The sequence below is a fragment of the Duganella sp. AC917 genome (assembly GCF_979258245.1).
The window spans coordinates 5749086-5767848 of sequence record NZ_OZ409848.1 but is presented as its reverse complement, the minus strand read 5'-3'; the positions used below and the strand labels follow the sequence as shown (position 1 = coordinate 5767848).

Genomic DNA, 18763 nt, shown 5'->3' with positions numbered 1-18763 from the left:
CCGCATGTCAGCGGGTGGACAAACGCTCGGCGACGATCTTGGGTGTAATAAAGACCAGCAACTCGGTCTTGTCGTGGGTGCGCGAATTGGTGCGGAACAGATAGCCCAGCACCGGCACGTCGCCCAGCAATGGCACCTTGCTGGTGGTGTTGCGCTCGGTTTGCTGATAGATACCGCCCAGCACCACCGTGCCGCCGTTCTCGACCATCACCTGCGTCTTGACGTGCTTGGTGTCGATGGCAAAGCCGGCGCGCGTCTCCTGGCCCACGCTGTCCTTGTTGACATCGACGTCGATGACAACGTTGCCGTCCGGCGTGATCTGCGGCGTCACTTCCAGCCGCAGGTTGGCCTTGCGGAACTGGATCGACGTCGCGCCGCTGCTGGTGGCCACCTGGTACGGCAGTTCGATGCCCTGCTCGATCAGCGCGATGGCCTTGTCGGCGGTGATCACGCGCGGGCTGGAGATGATCTTGCCGGTGCCGTCGGCCTCCAGCGCCGACAGTTCCAGGTTGAGGAAGCGGTTGGCCGCCGACGAAAACAGGCTGATCGCCAGGCTGCCGGCCGGCACGCCGTTGATGTTGGCCGCCGGCAGGTTGACGAATTGCGTGTTGTCGAAGGTGCCCTCGGCGAGCGACACCTGGCCGGTGATCTGGCCGACACCGTTCATGTTGCCGCCGATGCCGACGCGGGTGTTGCCGTTGCCGATCTGGTAGCCGGCGTCGCCGCCACGGATGGTGCGCATGTCGGCGAAGCCGAGCTTGGCGCCGAGGTTGCGGGTGAAGGTGTCGCTGGCCTCGACGATGCGCGCCTCGATCAGCACCTGCTTGGTGGCGATGTCGGTCTTGGCGATCAGGCGGCGCACGTCCTCGAGCTTGGAGGCGATGTCGGTAACAAACAGCTGGTTGGTGCGCGGCTCGATGATGGCACTGCCGCGCTTGGACAGCATGCGGTTCTTGGCGTCGCCGCCGTCGATCCCGAACACGGTTTTGAAGGCCTCGGCCTTCTGGTAGTTGAGCTGGAAAATCTCCGACTTGAGCGGCTCGAGGTCGGCGATCTGGGCGCGTTGCTCCAGCTCCAGCTTTTCCTTGGTCAGCAACTCCTCCTTGGGCGCGATCCACAACACGTTGCCGTTCTTGCGCATGTCCAGGCCCTTGGCCTGCAACACCACGTCAAGCGCCTGGTCCCACGGCACCTCCTTCAGGCGCAACGTCAGGTTGCCGCTGACGCTGTCGCTGGTGATGATGTTCAGGCCGGAAATGTCGGCGATCGCCTGCAGCGCCGCGCGCACCTCGACGTTCTGGAAGTTGAACGACAGCTTCTCGCCACGGTAACCCTGCGAGCCCTGCGTGAGCTTGTTGGGGTCTTCCTTGATCGGCTTGATGTCGATCACCAGCTGGGTGTCGCTTTGATACACGGTCTGCTCCCACAGCCCGCGCGCCTCGACCGTCAGGCGCGTGTTATCGCCCTGCGGCACGCTGGTGACCAGCGACACCGGCGTGCCGAAGTCGCCGACGTCGAGCCGGCGACGCAGCGTTTCCGGCAGGCCCGTCTTGAGGAAGTCGACCACCACGCCGGTCGGCGTCTGGCGCACATCGACGGCCACCTGGTTGTTGGGCAGGTCGACCACGACCCGGCCCTCGCCGTTGGCGCCACGGCGGAAATCGAGGTCGCGCAGCATGGGCCGGCCCGTGGCGGCCGGGGCGGCGGCGGCGCTTGCAACAGCCGGCAGGCCCCGGGCGTCGACCGCCGTGGCCACGCCGCCGGAACCGTCGATGGTGAGAATGATGGCTTTGCCGTCGATGGCGGTGGCGTAGTTCAGACTGCGCTTGAGGTTGAAGACCAGGCGCGAGCGCTCGCCCGCCTGCACCACGTTGACGCTGCGCAGGTCGCCGGTATTGAACTCCTGCGTGGTCTTGCCGGTGCCGTTGACGGTGGCGCCGAGGTCCAGCGCGATACGGGGCGGGTTGGTGATGGCAAAGCCGATGGGGAGTTTGTCGGGCGGGTTTTTCAGCGCGATCCTGACGATGACATTAGCGCCTTGCTGGTTGGCGCTGATCGACTCGATGGCATTGGCGGCGACGGTGGAAGCGGAGGAGGCAGTGGGCGCGGTGGCCGGCTGGGCGTTGGCATACGGCTGCGGCGCCAGGGCCGAGGTCAGGGTCACGACCAACCCCAGGGCCCATAGCGGAGCGCGGCGGGCGGCCGGCGCGCGCCGGACCGTGATTCGAGCGGTCATTTGATATTCTCCTTGCTTTCCTGCAGTTCCAGCTTCGACATGCGTTCGACCCAGTCGCCGGTCGCATCCTGGACGATTTCCCGGATGCTGACCGCGTCCTCGGTAATGCCGGTGATCCGGCCGTAGTTCTGTCCGATATGCTGGCCTTTGACGACCTGGTGCACAGAGCGGTCGATCTGCAGCACCGCGTGCATCACGCCGCTCTTCTCGATGGTGCCGACCATCTTGACGGTGTCGAGCGGGTAGCTCTCCAACAATTCCTTGCGCCGCTCGACGTCCGGACGCAGCCCGCCGCCGGTGCGCGCGTCCAGCTTGGCCAGCTCGGCCAGCAGCTTGTTCGGATTGAACGGATCGACCACGTCCTTCTGCGCGTAGGCGAACGGGATGAAGGTCTTCGGCTCGGCCAGCGGCGGCACTTTCACCTTGGTCTGGGCGTCGACCTCGCGCATCCACGCGCGCACCTGCTGGGCGTCGTCGTCGCCGCAGGCAGCCAGCAGCGACAGCGCCGCCGTGATCAACCACCATCGAAGCGGGGTCCGGGCACTCATGATTTTTTCGCCGCCTTTTTCTTGTCGGCGGCCGCCTTGCGCTGCGCCTGCACTTCTTCCGGATCGAGGTAGCGGAACGTCTTGGCCACCGCCTCCAGGGTCAGCACGCCATCCTTGCCGGTGCCCAGCGCCATGTTGTTGAGGGTGACGATGCGCGACAGATTGGCCATGTCGCCGGCGAAAGCGCCGATGTCGTGGTAGCTGCCGGTGACCTTGATATCGATGGGCAGCTCGGCGTAGTAATCCTTGACCACAACCTGGGCCGGCTTGAACAGCTCGAACTGCAGGCCGCGTCCGGAGCCGGCCTGGTTGATGTCGGTCAGCAAAGCGGCCATCTCTGCCTTGCTGGGCAGCTGTTTCTGCAAGCGTTCGACATACTGGTCGACCTGCACCTTCTGGGCCCGCAGCGCCTCCAGGTTGATCGCCTGGCCGGTTTTGAAGCGGTATTCGTCGCGCAGCTTGAGTTCGGCCTGGGCGCCGGCGTCCTGCTCCTCGAACTGCGAGCTCCAGTAGCCGAAGTAGCCGGCCGCCATCACCGCCGCCGCCACGCCGATCGCGCACAGCAGGCGCGGCGCCAGCGGCCACTGGCCGGGATGACGGTCGTTGAGGTTGCGGAACTGGCCGGCCAGGCGCGCGCCCAGCTGGTTCAGATCGAGGTTTGTTGTCGCCATCGCCATCGCTCCTAGGACCGGGCCGACGGCTTGGGCCCGGCCTTGTCGCCTGGCGCGCCATCCTTGTCGCGCGGACGCTTGATATAAACCATCAAGTTGAATTCGACCACTTTCTTGCTGGTCTTGCCCTGGCCGAGCGCGGTGGACTTGACTTCGATCAAGTCCGGGCGCTCCAACCACGGCGACACGCCCGCCAGATTACGCAGCAGCTCGGACACGCGCTCCTGCGACTGCGCATAACCCAGCACCGACACCTTCTGCCCCTCCTGCTTGAAACTTTTCAAATAAACGCCGGGCGGGGTCTGCCTGACCAGCTCGTCAAGCAGGTAGACCGGCTGGTTGCGGTCGCCCTGCAAATCCTCGACGGCCTGCTGGCGCGCCTTGAGCGCCTCGATCTCCTGCTTCAATGTGGCGATCTCGGCGATTTTCTTGTCGAGCCCGCCGATGGCGGTTTTCAGCACCTGGTTGCGCTCGCCCTGGATCGAGATCGCGCGGGCGTTGTAGCCGCCCACCAGCAGCACCACGCCAACGCCGATGACGCCGCCCAGCGCCAGCAGCGCAAAGAAGGCGGACTTCTTTTGCTTGCGTTTTTCCTCGCGGTGGGGCAACAGGTTGATGCGTATCATCAGCCGAACCTCCGCAGCGCCAGGCCGCAGGCGACCAGGTAGGCCGGGGCATCGACGCGCAGCTGCGCCTCGCGCACCGACGCGCCCAGCTGCATGCCCTTGAACGGCGAAATCACGGCGTTGGCGATCCGCGTGCGGCCGGCCACCAGCTCGAGCAGGCCGGGGATGACGGCGCAGCCGCCGGCCAGGAACAGCTGGTCGACCCGGGTGTAGGGGGTGGACGTGTAGAAGAACTGGATCGCGCGCGTGACCTCCATCGCCGCGCTCTCGAGAAAGGGCGTGAGCAGCTCCGGCACGTAGTTGTCAGGCAGGTCGCCGCTTTTCTTGCGCGCCTCGGCCTCTTCGAACGCCATGCCATAGGCGCGCACGATGTCCTGGGTCAGCGAATTGCCGCCGAAGGGCTGCTCGCGCTCGTAGACGGTGGCGCCGTCGAGCATGACGGAGATATGGGTGACCTGGGCGCCGATCTGGAACAGCGCCACCACCTGGCCGGCGCCGGCCCCGGGCAATTGCGCGGTGACGCGGTCGAGCGCGGCGCGGGCGGCGTACGATTCGATGTCCATCACGGTCGCCTTCAGGCCGGAAGCCTCGGCGATGGCGACCCGGTCCTCGACCTTTTCGCGGCGCGAGGCGGCCAGCATGACCTCGATGTCCTCGGGCGAGTTGGCGGCCGCGCCGATGACGTCGAAGTCCAGGCTGACCTCGTCGAGCGCGAACGGGATATATTGGCTGGCCTCGGATTCGACCTGCACCTCGAGCTGGTCCTCCGACAGGCCGGACGGCAAGATGATCTTTTTGGTAATGACGGACGCCGGCGGCATGCCCAGCGCGGCCAGCCTGGCGCGGCTGCCGCTTTTCTTCCACACGCGCCGCACCACCTCGACCACCTGGTCCATGTTCTCGATGTTGCCGTCGACCACGGCGCCGCGCGGCAGCGGCTCGGCCGCGTAGCGCTCGAGGCGGACCTCGCCCTTGGCGCCCTGGGCCAGTTCCACCACGCGCACGCTGGAAGTGCTGATATCCAGGCCCATCAGCGGCGGACTGCCCTGCCCGAACAGCATCTTGAAGTCGATCATGCGAGTGTCTCCGGCGCCTCGACAGAGGCTGTGCCCTAAAAGCCTTGACGAGGCTGCTTCACGCCTAAGTCCGGCTTAAGCAAGCTCCCACATTAAATCGTGGCAATTTAAGTGTAAAGATATTTCTGCTGTGCACGATTATTCCAGTGTGAGGGTTTCGCCACACTTATTATCGACCGCGTGGCAGCAACAACAACTCCGTTGTTTTGTTGTCCATTGGAAAGTATTTCTGTCGCAAGGCAGAGCGCGCCGCAGGGGTAGTCGCTCGCTTATAATGCTTCGCACTCATAACAGAAAGATCGCACCGCATGGCTTCCTCCAATTCGGCTCCGCCCCCTTCCTCCGACAAGTCCGCCAACGGGTCGGGTAAAACCTCGGGTAAGAACGGCGGCAAAAAACCGGGCAAATCGCCGTCACGCTTCCTGCTCATGGCCGGCCTGTCGGTGCTCGGTCTCGGCGTGGGCGCCGTGCTGCTGGTGGTGTTCGGCCTGGCGATGGCCTACCCCAACCTGCCGGAACTGGACACGCTGACCGACTACCGCCCCAAAATGCCGCTGCGGATCTTCTCGGCCGACAACGTGCTGATCGGCGAGTTCGGCGAGGAGCGCCGCAACCTGGTGCGCATCAAGGACATCCCGGACGTGATGAAAAAAGCCGTGCTGGCGATCGAGGACGACCGCTTTTACCAGCACGGCGGCATCGACTACACCGGCATCCTGCGCGCGGCCGTGCACAACGCCACCGGCGGCGCCAAACAGGGCGCCTCGACCATCACCCAGCAGGTGGCCCGCAACTTCTTCCTGTCGAGCGAACAGACGCTCAAGCGCAAGGCTTATGAAGTCCTGCTGGCGTGGAAGATCGAAAAAAACCTGACCAAGGACCAGATCCTCGAGGTCTATATGAACCAGATCTACCTGGGCCAGCGCGCGTACGGCTTCTCGTCGGCCGCGCAGATCTATTTCGGCAAGAACCTGCGCGACATCACCGTGGCCGAGGCCGCCATGCTGGCCGGCCTGCCGAAAGCGCCGTCGGCCTACAACCCGGTGGTCAACCCGAAACGCGCCAAAACCCGCCAACAGTACATCCTGCAGCGCATGCACGCTTTGGGCTACATCACGGACACGCAATTCGAGACCGCCAAGGCCGAGCCGCTGAAGGTCAAGACCGACAGCAGCGAGTTCGGCGTGCACGCTGAATACGTTGCCGAAATGGCACGCCAACTGGTCTACGAACAGTTCAAGGAAGACACCTACACGCGCGGCCTGAACGTGTTCACCACCATCACCAAGTCCGACCAGGACGCCGCCTACCTGGCGCTGCGCAAGGGCGTCATGGATTACGAGCGCCGCCACGCCTATCGCGGCCCGGAGGCCTACGTCGACATCCCTGCTAAAAAGGAAGAGGCCGACGACGTCATCGAGACCGAGCTGGCCGACCACCCGGACAGCGACGACATCGTCGCCGCCATGGTGCTCAAGGCAACGCCGCAGCAGATCGTCGCCGTCACCGCCTCCGGCGAGGAGATCAAGATCGCCGGCGCCGGCCTGGAGATGGGCCGCTCGTGGCTGTCGGAAAAAGCACCGCCGAACAAGCGCATCCGCCGTGGCGCGGTGATCCGCGTGATGCAGGAGGGTAAGGACTGGGAGCTGACGCAGATGCCGCAGATCGAGTCGGCCTTTGTTGCGGCCAGCACCGAGGACGGCGCCATCAAGGCCATGGTCGGCGGCTTCGACTACAACCGCAACAAGTTCAACCACGTCACCCAGGCGTGGCGCCAGCCGGGCTCGTCGTTCAAGCCGTTCATCTACTCGGCCTCGCTCGAGCGCGGCCTGTCGCCGTCGACCATCATCAACGACGCGCCGATCTCGTTCGACGCCGGCCAGACCGGCGGCCAGGCGTGGGAGCCGAAGAACTACGACGGCAAGTACGAAGGTCCGATGACGATGCGCCGCGGCCTGACCAAGTCCAAGAACATGATCTCGATCCGCATCCTGCACAAGATCGGCGCCAAGTACGGCCAGGAGTACACCACCCGCTTCGGCTTCGACGCCGACAAGAACCCGCCGTACCTGACGTTGGCGCTGGGCGCGGGCAACGTCACGCCGCTGCAGATGGCCGGCGCCTACTCGGTGTTCGCCAACGGCGGCTACAAGGTCAGCCCGTACCTGATTTCCAAGGTGACCGACGCCGACGGCAAGATCCTGTCGCAGGCCAATCCCGACAAGGCCGGCGACGAAAAGAACCGCGTCATCGACGAGCGCAACGCCTTCCTGATGGACAGCATGCTCAAGGACGTGGTGCGCTATGGCACGGCGGCCAAGGCGCTGGTGCTCAAGCGGCCCGACATCTCCGGCAAGACCGGCACCACCAACGATTCGATCGACGCCTGGTTCGCCGGCTACCAACCCAAGCTGGTGGGCATCGCCTGGATCGGCTACGACCAGCCGAAAAACCTGGGCAACCGCGAGACCGGCGGCGGCCTGGCGCTGCCGATCTGGATCAATTTCATGCAGAAGGCGCTGAAGAACATCCCGATCGAGGAGCGGGCCGTGCCGGAAGGGGTAATGCTGGTGGGCGACGAATACTATTACGCGGAGAATCCGCCGGGCACCGGCGTGCACAACATCGACGGCGCCGCCCAGGGCACGCCGGCGGAAGAGAAAGCCAAGGACGCCGTCAAGAACGAGTTGTTCTGACGGCGCGGGCGGCAACGCGCCGTCAGCGCGGGTCGGCGCCGGTGACCGCCTTGACCAGCAGGCTCCTGCCCACCAGATCGGACGTGGCCGGCATGAAATGCCCGTAGTCGTAGCTGGTGATCCCCGTCTTGGGATCGTCGCCGATATAGGTCATGCAGCCGGACCGGTTGCACAGGAAGTCGATCAGATTGACATAGACCACGCTGTCGCTGCCGGGGAACCCGGCTTGCAGCGCGGCGTTGTAGTCGACGACGGCACGGTCGACGCCGGTGAAGGTACGGCGCGGCTTGGTCATCCATAGCTGCGTCATCATCAACTTGGGCAGATCCTCGCTCCAGTGCGGAGTCGGGCCGGTGAACACCACCTTCTTGACGCCCATGCCTTTGAGCCGTTCGGCGATCCGCTGGAATCCTTGCAGCGTATGGCTGGCGTTTTGACCAACCACCACCACATCCGGATGCGCTTGCAAAACGGTTTGCATGGCGAACCAGTTGCTCTGCTGGCATTGGTCGGTGCGCGACGGCGCCAGCGCCTCCACCGTCGGGTTGCAACCGGACGAGGCCACTTGCAGCACTTGCCAGTCGACCGGCAGGTTGCGGCGCAAGCCATACGACAAATGTTCGGCGTGGGAATCGCCCCACAGCAGCACCGCCTTCGGCTTGGCCGGATCGCGCTGGTAGCAGCTGGCCGGGATCGATGCGCGCGGCACCGACGTGACGTTGCCCGCGCGGTAGCGCTCGATATCGAAGAACTGGCATTCGACGTGGTATTTTTCAGGCAAGCCAATACGCTGAAAGAAACGCCACTGCGCCGGATTGTTCTCGAAGTAATCGGCGTATTGCTCGCGGCCATGGACGCGGAATTGAAAGCCGTCGCCATACCAGGTGGCGGCACCGATGCCGGCCAGTAGCGCCATCAGCGCCACCAGCAAACCATTTTTGAGCCCGGTGTTGCCGCCCGAACGGATCGGCTTTTCCAGCACGCGATAGCTGAGCCATGCAAGCAGCCCTGCCAGCACCATGGCGCCGGCGCGCAACCAGGTTGACGACGGTGCCCGCTCGATCAGCCGGATGAACACCAGCAGCGGCCAGTGCCACAAATACAAGGGGAAGCTGATCAGACCAATGGCAACCAGCGCGCGGTTGGCCAACACCACGCGGTTGATCCAGGCTTCGCCGCCAGCGGCGATCAGCAAGGCCGCGCCTAGCGTCGGCAGCAACGCCCACCAGCCCGGGAACGCGCGCGCCTCGGTGATACGAAGCAAGCCGACAACGATCATCGCGGCGCCCGTCCACGCTTGCAGGTTACGCCACAACACGCCCTGCATCAACTGCGGCTGGAAGCGTCCAAACAGGCCGTGGCCGCGCAATGTCATGCAGGCCAGCGCCGCGCCCGTGAGCATCTGCCAGAAGCGCGTCTGCGGCGAATAAAAGGCGCGGACCGCCTCCCCATGGACCGAAGCGACGTTGAGCCCGAACGACACCAGCGCCAGCGCGATGGTCAGCGACAGCAGCGGCCAGCCGCGGCGCGCGGCAAACCACAACAGCGCCGGCCAGACGATATAGAACTGCTCCTCCACCCCGAGCGACCACAGATGCAACAGCGGCTTGGTGTGCGCTGCGCTGCCGAAATAGCCGCTTTCTCCCCACAACATGAAATTGGCGATGAAACCGGCGCCGCCGGCGATGTGCTTGCCCAACTGGCGGTATTCGTCGCCCAGCATGACGAACCAGCCCAGCGCGTAGCACACCGCAAGCACCAGCGACAGCACCGGAAAGATGCGGCGTACCCGCCGGCCGTAGAAATCGGCAAAGCTGAAGCTGCCGCGATCGAGGTTGCCGACGATGATGGACGTGATCAGGTAGCCCGAAATGACGAAGAAAACATCCACGCCGATGAAGCCGCCCTTGAGCGCGCTCGGGAACGCATGGAAAATGATCACACACAAGACCGCGACCGCGCGCAGGCCATCGATGTCTGGGCGGTATTTCGGGTGGGCGGCTGGGACAGCGGGGACGGCGGGGAACTTGGCCATGGGAGACGCGGCCATCGGCATTGCACGATTCATTGGGGGCAGGAAGAGTAACTAGCTGCCAATTTTACCATGCCGCAATCCGCCCCCGGGCATGGCCGGGGTGCCGGTTACCCGAGCCTGACGGGAGCGCCGCCCTGGGCGCTGACGATCTCCGACAACGCCGCGAACAGCTCGGAGCCGTCGCGGGTATTGAGCCACTGGCCCTCCTTCTGGCGGTAGTGGAAACCGCCCGAGCGGGCCGCCACCCACAACTCCTGCATCGCCGCCTGGCTGTTGACGATGACCTTGGAACCGTTGTCGATGAACTCGATTTCCAACACATTGCCACTGCGGCTGCACTCGACGTCGACCATGTCGTCGTCGTTCAATCGGTCCAGGGCCGCCTCGATGGCGTCAAGGGTGGCTTCGGCCTGCGCCAGGAATTCTGATTCGCCCATGCTACACTCCAATATCTATAGTCAATCCATGATTTTATCGTGAAGTCCTCTTTCCGTTTGTTTATCGGCGCCGCCACCGTGGGTCTGACCGTATTATTGAGCGGCTGCGGCCAACCCGGCCCGCTGTACCTGCCCAACCCGACCGCCAAGCACGCCAAGAGCGGCGCGGCCAAGGTAACGCCCGCCAGCACCCCGGCCAGCCTCACGCCGGTCGCGCCAAGCGACACCCCTCCCGGTCCGGTCACGCCGGCTCCCGTGACGCCGTCCCCGGTTCCGTCCACTCTCCCAGTACCCCAACAATAATTCCTATGTCGCAATTTTCGTATCAAGACGGCGTGCTGCACGCCGAAGGCGTCGCATTGAGCGCCATCGCCGAACAATTCGGCACCCCAACCTATGTGTACTCGAAGGCCGCGCTGCTGGCCAACTTCGCCTCGTACGCCGACGCCTGCGCCGGGCGCGACGCGCTGGTCTGCTACGCGATGAAAGCCAACTCCAACCTGGCGATCCTGGACCTGCTGGCGCGCCAAGGCGCCGGCTTCGACATCGTCTCCGGCGGCGAGCTGCTGCGCGTGCTGGCCGCCGGCGGCGACCCGCGCAAGGTGATCTTCTCCGGCGTCGGCAAGAGCGTCGACGAGATGCGCCTGGCGCTGTCGCACGACATCCTGTGCTTCAACGTCGAATCGATCCCCGAGCTGCACCGCTTGAACGAAGTGGCCGGCGCCATGGGCAAGACCGCGCGCGTGTCGCTGCGCGTGAACCCGAACGTCGACGCCAAGACCCACCCGTACATCGCCACCGGCCTGAAGGCCAACAAGTTCGGCGTCGCCTTCGACGACGCGCTGGCCACCTACCGCACCGCCGCCACGTTGCCGCACCTGGAAGTGGCCGGCATCGACTGCCACATCGGCTCGCAATTGCTGGACGACGCCCCGCTGCTCGAAGCGCTCGACCGCCTGATCGAGTTGATCGACCAGCTCGGCGCCGAAGGCATCGAGCTGCACCACCTCGACATCGGCGGCGGCATCGGCATCGACTACCGCGAGGCCGGCGAAGCGGCGCCGGTGCCGGTGGCCGACTACCTGGGCCGGCTGTTCGCCAAAATCGACGCCTGGCGCGCCGCCCGCCACGACGGCAAGGCCATCAAGGTGATCTTCGAGCCGGGCCGCTCGATCGTCGGCGACACCGGCGTGCTGCTGACCCGGGTTGAATTCCTCAAGCACGGCGAAGAGAAGAATTTCTGCGTGGTCGACGCGGCCATGAACGACATGGCCCGCCCGGCGCTGTACCAGGCCTGGATGGACATGCAGCCGGTCTCGATCGGCAACGCCGACGCGCTGACGTACGACGTGGTCGGTCCGATCTGCGAATCGGGCGACTGGCTGGCGCGCGACCGCGCACTGGCGGTCGCCGCCGGCGATCTGCTGGTGATGCACACGGCCGGCGCGTACGGCATGACGATGGCGTCGAACTACAACACGCGCGGTCGCGCGGCCGAGATCATCGTCGACGGCACCGTCTGCCACGAGGTGCGCCGGCGCGAAAACCCGGCCGACCTGTTCGCGCTGGAATCGCTGATCAAGTAAGCCGGCGGTCGCCGCAGGAAGCCGCCCGCCGCCAGGCCGGCGGCTTCCTGCCTGATGACTCAGCCAAAAACAACCCATCCGCGCCCGGCCACCGATGCAGGAATTCTATAAAAAGACGCTGTATGGCTTTCTTGCGCTGCTCGCGGCCAGCGCGCTGGCCGGCTACGTCTGCCTGAGCCTGAGCTATCTGAGCGCGCCGCTGCTGCCGCTGCGGGACAGCGCCCTGCCCTGGCGCGTCAAGCCGGACTCCGACCTGCCGCAATCGCTGGCGCGCATCGACGCCGACAGCCGCCGGCTCGGTTTCAATTTCAAACTGTCGTCGGACGCCCGCTACCCCTTCGCCGCCGTCGGTCTGTTCTTCGCCGGCCGCGACGGCACGCCGGTGCACGTGGACCTGTCGCGCTACACGTCGGTGACCTTGCTGGCGAAGTGCAACCCGGCCAATACCTTAAGCCTGACCGCGTCGACCTTGGAGAAAAAAGTTTCCCGGCGCGGCGACTGGCTGACCTACCGCGCGCCATCGGCATTTTTCTCATGCGGCCGGAACGGCTCGTCGGTCGAGCTGGACCTGACGCGCCTGGAAACGCCGCAATGGTGGTTCGACATGTTCAAGCTGGACCTGTCGCACCAGGCGTACAAGCTGGACCAGGTGCCGAAAATCTCGATCGGCAGCACCTTCCAGAGCCCGAAGGACATCGATTCGCGCGTTGACATCGACAGTCTGGTGCTGACCGGCCGCGACTACCGCTACCTGACGGCGCTGGCGGTCCAGCTGACCATATCGTGGGCCGGCTTCGGCCTGTGGACGTTCCGCCGCCATACGCGCGCGCTGATCGCCGACGTCCAGGAAAAGCTGCGCAAGGATATGCCGATGGTGGCGTATCAGCAATTATCGATCGAACCGCACCGGGACAAGGAAAAGGCGACGATATTGCGCTTTATCGCCAGCGGCTATGCGAATGCGGAACTCGATCTGGATAAAATCGTCACCGAGACCGGTGTTAATCGAAACAAAATCAACGATATTCTCAAATCCGAATTCGGCCACACCTTCAGCGGCTATTTGAATAAAGTGCGGCTTACCGAAGCGGCGCGCCTGCTGGCAGAAAAAGAAACGGCGGCGGTGGCCGAAATCGCCTATTCGGTCGGCTACAGCAACGTCTCCTATTTCAACAAGCTGTTCAAGGAGGAGTACGGATGCACGCCGAAGGCCTTCCGTACCGTGTGCGCCCGCCCACCCGGCGCCTAGCCGCGCGGCGTGGTTAGCGCTAACACCAACTCTGAAATTCGTAGCAAAATCTGCATTGTCATAGCAATATCGCCGAAGCATGCTAGCGTGTTCAGCCTTCCGACGCTACGCTTGGCGATCCTGCCGCGTTGCCGACGCCGCGGTGTCCGTCCACCTTTAGAAAGCCGACACGAATGAGTCTGAAACCACTCGCAGCGATGCTGCTCAGCGCAGCCCTGATATTGCCAGTCCATGGAAACGCACAAGATCGCGTCGTCAATCTTGACGTCAATCAGGTTCAGGGAAAACTAAATAAAACCTTTAATTTTGCGATCGGCGCCGGCCGCGCCAACGAGGGTTTGCGCGCGGATTGGCAACAGCAACTGGCCGAAATAAAACGCGACGCCGGCTTTAAATATATCCGCATGCACGGTTTGCTCAGCGATGACATGGGCGTCTATAAAACCGACGCCAAAGGCAATGACGAATATAGCTTCCAATATATCGATGCGTTGTTCGATTATCTGCTGAGCATTGACGTCAAACCATTCGTGGAGCTCGGGTTCATGCCGTCGCCCTTGGCCAGCGGCGACAAAACCATCTTCTGGTGGAAAGGCAACGTCACGCCGCCGCGCAGCTATGAGCGCTGGGAAAAGCTGGTGCAGGCGCTGACCAAACACTGGACCGAGCGCTACGGCCGCGCCGAAGTGGCCAGCTGGTACTTCGAAGTATGGAACGAGCCCAACCTCGACGGCTTCTGGGCCGGCACGCAAGCCGACTACTTCAAGCTGTACGCCCACGCCGCGCGCGGGGTCAAGAGCGTCGATCCGAGCTACAAGGTAGGCGGTCCGGCCACGGCCGGCGCGGCCTGGATCCCGGAGATGATTGCCTACTGCAAGGAAAACAACGTCCCGCTGGACTTCGTCAGCACCCATACTTACGGCGTCGGCGAAGGCTTCCTGGACGAGTTCGGCACCAAGGGCACCGTGCTCAGCAAGGACGAAGCGGCGATCAGCGGCGACGTGCTGCGCAACCGCAAGGAAATCGGCGCCTCGGCGATGCCGAAGCTGGAGCTGCACTACACCGAATGGAGCTCGTCGTACACGCCGAGCGATCCGACGCATGACAGCTACCACCAGGCCGCCTACATCCTGCAAAAGCTCAAGCAGGTCGGCAACAACGCGCAATCGATGTCGTACTGGGTCTTCACCGACATTTTTGAAGAGCCAGGTCCGCGCTTCGAAGCCTTCCACGGCGGTTTCGGCCTGATGAACACGCAAGGCATCAAGAAGCCGGCGTATTTCGCCTACCAGTTCCTCAACCAATTGGCCGATAACGAGCTGAAGAATAACGACGCCCAGTCGCTGGCGACGGCCAACGCCAAGGGCGACGTCCAGGTGCTGCTGTGGGACTACACGCGCACGCTGCCGGAAGGCATCAACAACCAGCAATATTTCATCAAGGACCTGCCGCCCAAGAACAAGGGCAAGGTCGACGTGAAACTGCAAGGCTTGAAGAAAGGCACGTACAACGTCAGCATCGCGCAAGTCGGCTACAGGAAAAATGACGCCTTTACCGCCTTCATCGGCATGGGTTCGCCAAAACAGCTGACCCGGCCGCAAGTCGAAGCGTTGAAAGCCGAAGCCACCGGCAAGCCGTCCGAGCGCCGCACGGTGCGGGTGGGCGCCGACGGCCGCGCCAGCCTGTCGCTGCCGCTGCGCGAAAACGATGTCTACCTGCTCAAGCTCACCGCCGGCAAATAAGTCCAGCCCCCAACTCCGGGGTCAGCTCCCTATTTCTACACGGGCGGGTGCTCGCGCCCTCGCCCACCTGTTATTTGACTGGAGACAGCACGTGACCAATCAATCGCGCAGAGACGCGTTTAAAACCTTGCTGGCCGGCGCCGGTGCCGCCGGCCTCGGCATAGCACCGGGCGTCGCATCGGCGGCCGACTGCGCCGCAGCGCCCGCCGGGGCGGTAACACGCCAGTGGCGCCGTGGCATCGAGGGCCAACGCCAGGCCGATCAGGGCGACGGCACCTACATCAATCCGATCATCTCGGGCGACCATCCGGACCCGACCATCCTCAAGGACGGTAGCGACTACTACCTGACCTACTCGTCGTTTTACTCGTATCCGGGACTGGTGATCTGGCATTCGACCGACCTGGTCAATTGGCGGCCGGTCGGTCCGGCGTTGACTAAACCATTGGGCACGATTTGGGCGGTCGACCTGTGCAAGCACGACGGTAAATACTTCATCTACATCCCGGCCGCGCCGGATGGCAACACCTGGTCGATCTACGCCATCTGGGCCGACCGCATCGAAGGACCGTGGAGCGAGCCGGTGGACCTGAAAATCAGCGGTTGCATCGACCCCGGCCACATCGTCGGCGAGGACGGCAAGCGCTACCTGTTCGTCAACGGCATCCGCAAAATCCGCCTGGCCGATAACGGGCTGGCGGCCGACGGCCCGCTCGAGCAAGCGTATAAGCCGTGGCGCTATCCGGACGATTGGGTGGTCGAGAATTTCGCCCCGGAAGGCCCCAAGCTGCTTCGGCGCGGCAAGTGGTACTACCTGGTGACCGCCGTCGGCGGCACATCCGGACCGGTGACCGGGCACATGGTCATCGCCGCGCGATCGACGTCGATCCACGGGCCTTGGGAGCACTGCCCGCACAATCCGCTGGTGCGCAGCCTGAGCACGGCCGAGCCATGGTGGTCGCGCGGCCACGCGACCCTGGTCGAGGGTCCGGCCGGCGACTGGTGGATGGTCTACCACGGCTACGAGAACGGCTACCGAACGCTGGGCCGCCAGACCCTGCTCGAACCGATGGAATGGACCGACGACGGCTGGTTCCGCGCGCTGGGCGGCGATTTGTCCAAGCCGCTGACCAAACCCAGGGGCGGCAAGCCGGGGCCGGCCGGTCAGGCTTTGTCCGATGATTTCAAGCGCAACCGCTTCGGCGTGCAGTGGGCGTTCCACGACCCGGCCCCGGACGAGATGCAGCGGGCGCAATACACCGCGCAGGGATTGCGGATCGCCGGCCGTGGCGCGTCGCCGGCGGACAGCCGGCCGCTGACCTGCGGCGTGGGCGACCGCAATTACGAGGTCGAACTGACGATGGAGCTGAACGGCCAGGCCGAGGCTGGGCTGCTGCTGTTCTACAACCACAAGGCCTTCGTTGGGCTGGGCTTCACGCCGGAGCTGATCAAGACGTTCGAGTATGCGGAGGAACAACCGTGGATGCGCGCCAATCGGGCGACGTCGTCGGTGCGGGTGCGCATGACCAATGACGATCATGTCGTCACCTTCCGCTACTCGCACGACAACGGCAACACCTGGGTGCTGCACGGCTTGCGCATGGAGGTGTCCGGCATCCACCACAATGTGTTTGGCGGATTCCTGAGCTTGAAGGTGGGGATTTACAGCGCGGGCAGCGGGAGTGTGGTGCTGCGCGACTTTAAGTATCGGGCGTTGGCCTAGCGCGTGTGGTCGCTGGTCCGGTTGGCCGGGCTGGCGACCGCGATGCGGCGGAGGTCAAGCCGACTGCTTGTCGGCAAAGATTTCCCGAATCGTCTTGGCCTCGAACAAGCGGTCAAACCAGCGGTCGAGGTCCTCCATTCCGGCCCGTTCGATACGCTTGTCCAGGCGGGATGACAAAGGTCCAAAGCGCTTGATAAGCATTTGTCTTAACCGATCCCGGTGGACATCAAGCATCGCTTCGTTTCGGCAAAATTGCCGATGCTGGAAAGGGCTTCGCTACTCAATCTGCGTTGATCAACGAGAACGTAACGCTGTGCCGCTTGCAATGGTTGCAGATCCAGCGGCAGCGGCGCAAACATGTCTGACATGCTGGTGCAAGCCGACCACGGACGCTTGCCGTTGTATAGCACAACAGGAAAGACGGGCGGTAGTTGCAACGGTTGCGGCAGGGCGCGTGCAATCGTCGTGGACTACGCCGCCCTGGCTTTCACCCGCGCCCAGTACACGCGCATCAGCAGCAGCACGCCGAGTATCGTGCCGTAGATAATCGGTTCGGTGAAGTTGTGCTTGCCCGCCTTCATCCACCAGAAATGCAGGATCGCCAGCGGCGCGATGACGTAAATCAGGCGGTGCAGCCATTGCCAGCGCTTGCCGCCCAGGCGCTTGACCATGGCGTTGGTGCTGGTCACCGCCAGCGGGATCAGCAGCACAAAGGCAATGAAACCGACCGTGATGAACGGCCGCTTGAGCACGTCCTTCCACATCTCCGCGACATCGAAGAAGTGATCGAACCACAGGAAGGTCATGAAGTGCAAAAACGCATAGAAGAACATGTACAGCCCCAGCATGCGCCGCAGCTTGATCAGCCAGTTCCACCTGGTCAGCCGCCGCAGCGGCGTCACCGCCAAGGTGAAGCACAGGAAATACAAAGTCCAGTCGCCGGTGCCGCGCGTGATGAATTCGAGCGGCTCGACCAGTTGCCCGGTCAGCGTCAGGTACACCATGCGCAGCAAGGGCACCAGCGCCAGCAGGAAGACGGCAGCCTTGATCAGGCTGGCCTGGCGCGCGGTCGGATTGAATACCATCGTTAGAAGAACTTCTTCAGATCCATGCCGGCATACAGCGGCGCAACATCGTTGTAGCCGTTGAACATCAGCGTCTTGCGCTTGCGCGCCAGGAAGCCATCTTCGCCGATGCGGCGCTCGGACGCCTGCGACCAGCGCGGGTGGTCGACTTCCGGATTGACGTTGGAATAGAAACCATATTCGCGCGGCGCCGACAGGTTCCACGACGTGCGCGGCTGGTCCTTGACGAAGCGGATCTTGACGATCGACTTGCCCGACTTGAAGCCGTACTTCCACGGCAACACCATGCGCACCGGCGCGCCGTTCTGGTTGGTCAGGTTCTCGCCGTACATGCCCAGGGTCAGCAGCGCCAGCGGATGGTTGGCCTCGTCGATGCGCAGGCCTTCGGTGTACGGCCAGTCGAGCACGCGACTGCCGACGCCCGGCATTTGCTTCTTGTCGGCCAGCGTGATGAATTCGACGTACTTGGCGTTGCCGGTCGGCTCGACCTTTTTGATGATTTCGGAGAACGAATAACCGATCCACGGTATGACCATCGACCAGCCTTCCACGCAACGCAGGCGGTAGACGCGCTCTTCCAGCGGCGCCAGCTTCAGCAGCGCGTCGATGTCGAGCGTCATCGGCTTCTTGACCTCGCCTTCGATGGTGACGGTCCACGGACGGGTCTTCAAGGTGCCGGCGTTTTGCGCCGGGTCGCTCTTGTCGGTGCCGAACTCGTAGAAGTTGTTGTAGCTGGTGGCGTCCTTGTACGGCGTCTGCTTGTCGAGCGCCGAGTAGGCCGGATTGAGCTTGGCCGCCAGCTTGGGATTGGCGCCCTGCGCGAACGCTTCGCGGTTGGCCATTTCCAGCAACGCCGCGCTGCCGACCGCGCCAAGGGCGATCTGCTTCATGAAGCTGCGGCGCGATTCGTACAACTCGCGCGGCGTGATTTCCGACGAAAACGGCAGGTCGATGCCGTTGGGGCTACGCTTGATCAGCATGTTGACTCCAGAAAAGTGCAAGGTTCGGACGCGGGTACCAATAGCCTGAACATTACACTAATCGTTGCAACCC

General features: G+C 63.8%; 17 protein-coding genes. 6 read left to right on the top strand and 11 right to left on the bottom strand.

The features are described 5' to 3' along the window. Positions 1–7: 7 nt before the first annotated feature. From pilQ to ACZ0BA_RS25255, 5 genes are read right to left on the bottom strand one after another with little or no spacing between them, the layout of a single operon-like run. Entirely contained in the window at positions 8–2236 is a 2229-nt protein-coding gene (gene pilQ / locus ACZ0BA_RS25275; protein WP_463453864.1) for a type IV pilus secretin PilQ, read from the bottom strand. Beyond that, the gene (locus ACZ0BA_RS25270) at positions 2233–2784 is read right to left on the bottom strand and encodes a pilus assembly protein PilP (protein ID WP_463453863.1); all 552 of its coding nucleotides are present in this window, start codon (positions 2782–2784) and stop codon (positions 2233–2235) included. Before ACZ0BA_RS25270 ends, pilQ begins: the two co-directional genes overlap by 4 nt. Continuing rightward, on the bottom strand, positions 2781–3455 hold the full coding sequence (locus ACZ0BA_RS25265; RefSeq protein WP_463453862.1) for a type IV pilus inner membrane component PilO: 675 nt from the start codon (positions 3453–3455) through the stop codon (positions 2781–2783). Before ACZ0BA_RS25265 ends, ACZ0BA_RS25270 begins: the two co-directional genes overlap by 4 nt. An 11-nt stretch (positions 3456–3466) precedes the next feature. Further along, entirely contained in the window at positions 3467–4081 is a 615-nt protein-coding gene (locus tag ACZ0BA_RS25260; RefSeq protein ID WP_463453861.1) for a PilN domain-containing protein, read from the bottom strand. Further along, positions 4081–5157, bottom strand: coding sequence for a pilus assembly protein PilM (locus ACZ0BA_RS25255; RefSeq protein WP_463453860.1), 1077 nt, complete (start codon positions 5155–5157; stop codon positions 4081–4083). The genes ACZ0BA_RS25260 and ACZ0BA_RS25255 overlap by 1 nt, the downstream gene beginning before the upstream one ends. A gap of 308 nt (positions 5158–5465) precedes the next feature. On the opposite strand from ACZ0BA_RS25255, the gene ACZ0BA_RS25250 reads away from it, so the two are divergent. Beyond that, complete coding sequence (locus ACZ0BA_RS25250) at positions 5466–7853, top strand: penicillin-binding protein 1A (RefSeq protein ID WP_463453859.1); 2388 nt, start codon at positions 5466–5468, stop codon at positions 7851–7853. Between the two features lie 22 nt (positions 7854–7875). Here the strand turns inward: ACZ0BA_RS25250 and ACZ0BA_RS25245 are convergent, their stop codons facing one another. Then, entirely contained in the window at positions 7876–9888 is a 2013-nt protein-coding gene (locus ACZ0BA_RS25245) for an acyltransferase family protein (protein WP_463453858.1), read from the bottom strand. A gap of 107 nt (positions 9889–9995) precedes the next feature. After that, a complete protein-coding gene (gene cyaY, locus ACZ0BA_RS25240) occupies positions 9996–10325 on the bottom strand; it encodes an iron donor protein CyaY (protein ID WP_463453857.1) in 330 nt (109 codons plus the stop codon). Between the two features lie 39 nt (positions 10326–10364). On the opposite strand from cyaY, the gene lptM reads away from it, so the two are divergent. The 5 genes from lptM to ACZ0BA_RS25215 all read left to right on the top strand — a co-directional run bounded on the left by lptM (position 10365) and on the right by ACZ0BA_RS25215 (position 16625). After that, entirely contained in the window at positions 10365–10628 is a 264-nt protein-coding gene (gene lptM / locus ACZ0BA_RS25235) for an LPS translocon maturation chaperone LptM (RefSeq protein ID WP_463453856.1), read from the top strand. A gap of 5 nt (positions 10629–10633) precedes the next feature. After that, entirely contained in the window at positions 10634–11911 is a 1278-nt protein-coding gene (gene lysA, locus ACZ0BA_RS25230; RefSeq protein ID WP_463453855.1) for a diaminopimelate decarboxylase, read from the top strand. 94 nt (positions 11912–12005) lie between these two features. After that, entirely contained in the window at positions 12006–13160 is a 1155-nt protein-coding gene (locus tag ACZ0BA_RS25225) for a helix-turn-helix domain-containing protein (RefSeq protein WP_463453854.1), read from the top strand. A gap of 173 nt (positions 13161–13333) precedes the next feature. Continuing rightward, positions 13334–14902: a GH39 family glycosyl hydrolase gene (locus ACZ0BA_RS25220; protein ID WP_463453853.1), complete on the top strand. Its 1569-nt coding sequence runs from the start codon at positions 13334–13336 to the stop codon at positions 14900–14902. A gap of 91 nt (positions 14903–14993) precedes the next feature. Further along, the gene (locus tag ACZ0BA_RS25215; protein ID WP_463453852.1) at positions 14994–16625 is read left to right on the top strand and encodes a family 43 glycosylhydrolase; all 1632 of its coding nucleotides are present in this window, start codon (positions 14994–14996) and stop codon (positions 16623–16625) included. A gap of 54 nt (positions 16626–16679) precedes the next feature. On the opposite strand, the gene ACZ0BA_RS25210 is transcribed toward ACZ0BA_RS25215, so the two are convergent. From ACZ0BA_RS25210 to msrP, 4 genes are read right to left on the bottom strand one after another with little or no spacing between them, the layout of a single operon-like run. Further along, positions 16680–16826, bottom strand: coding sequence for a hypothetical protein (locus ACZ0BA_RS25210; protein ID WP_463453851.1), 147 nt, complete (start codon positions 16824–16826; stop codon positions 16680–16682). 5 nt (positions 16827–16831) lie between these two features. After that, complete coding sequence (locus ACZ0BA_RS25205) at positions 16832–17062, bottom strand: Rpn family recombination-promoting nuclease/putative transposase (RefSeq protein ID WP_463453850.1); 231 nt, start codon at positions 17060–17062, stop codon at positions 16832–16834. Positions 17063–17095: 33 nt separating this feature from the next. After that, positions 17096–17710, bottom strand: coding sequence for a protein-methionine-sulfoxide reductase heme-binding subunit MsrQ (locus tag ACZ0BA_RS25200; RefSeq protein WP_463453849.1), 615 nt, complete (start codon positions 17708–17710; stop codon positions 17096–17098). A 2-nt stretch (positions 17711–17712) separates the two neighbouring features. Further along, positions 17713–18690 (bottom strand): protein-methionine-sulfoxide reductase catalytic subunit MsrP, encoded by a 978-nt coding sequence (msrP, locus tag ACZ0BA_RS25195; RefSeq protein WP_463453848.1) that lies wholly within the window; start codon positions 18688–18690, stop codon positions 17713–17715. Between the last annotated feature and the right edge of the window lie 73 nt (positions 18691–18763).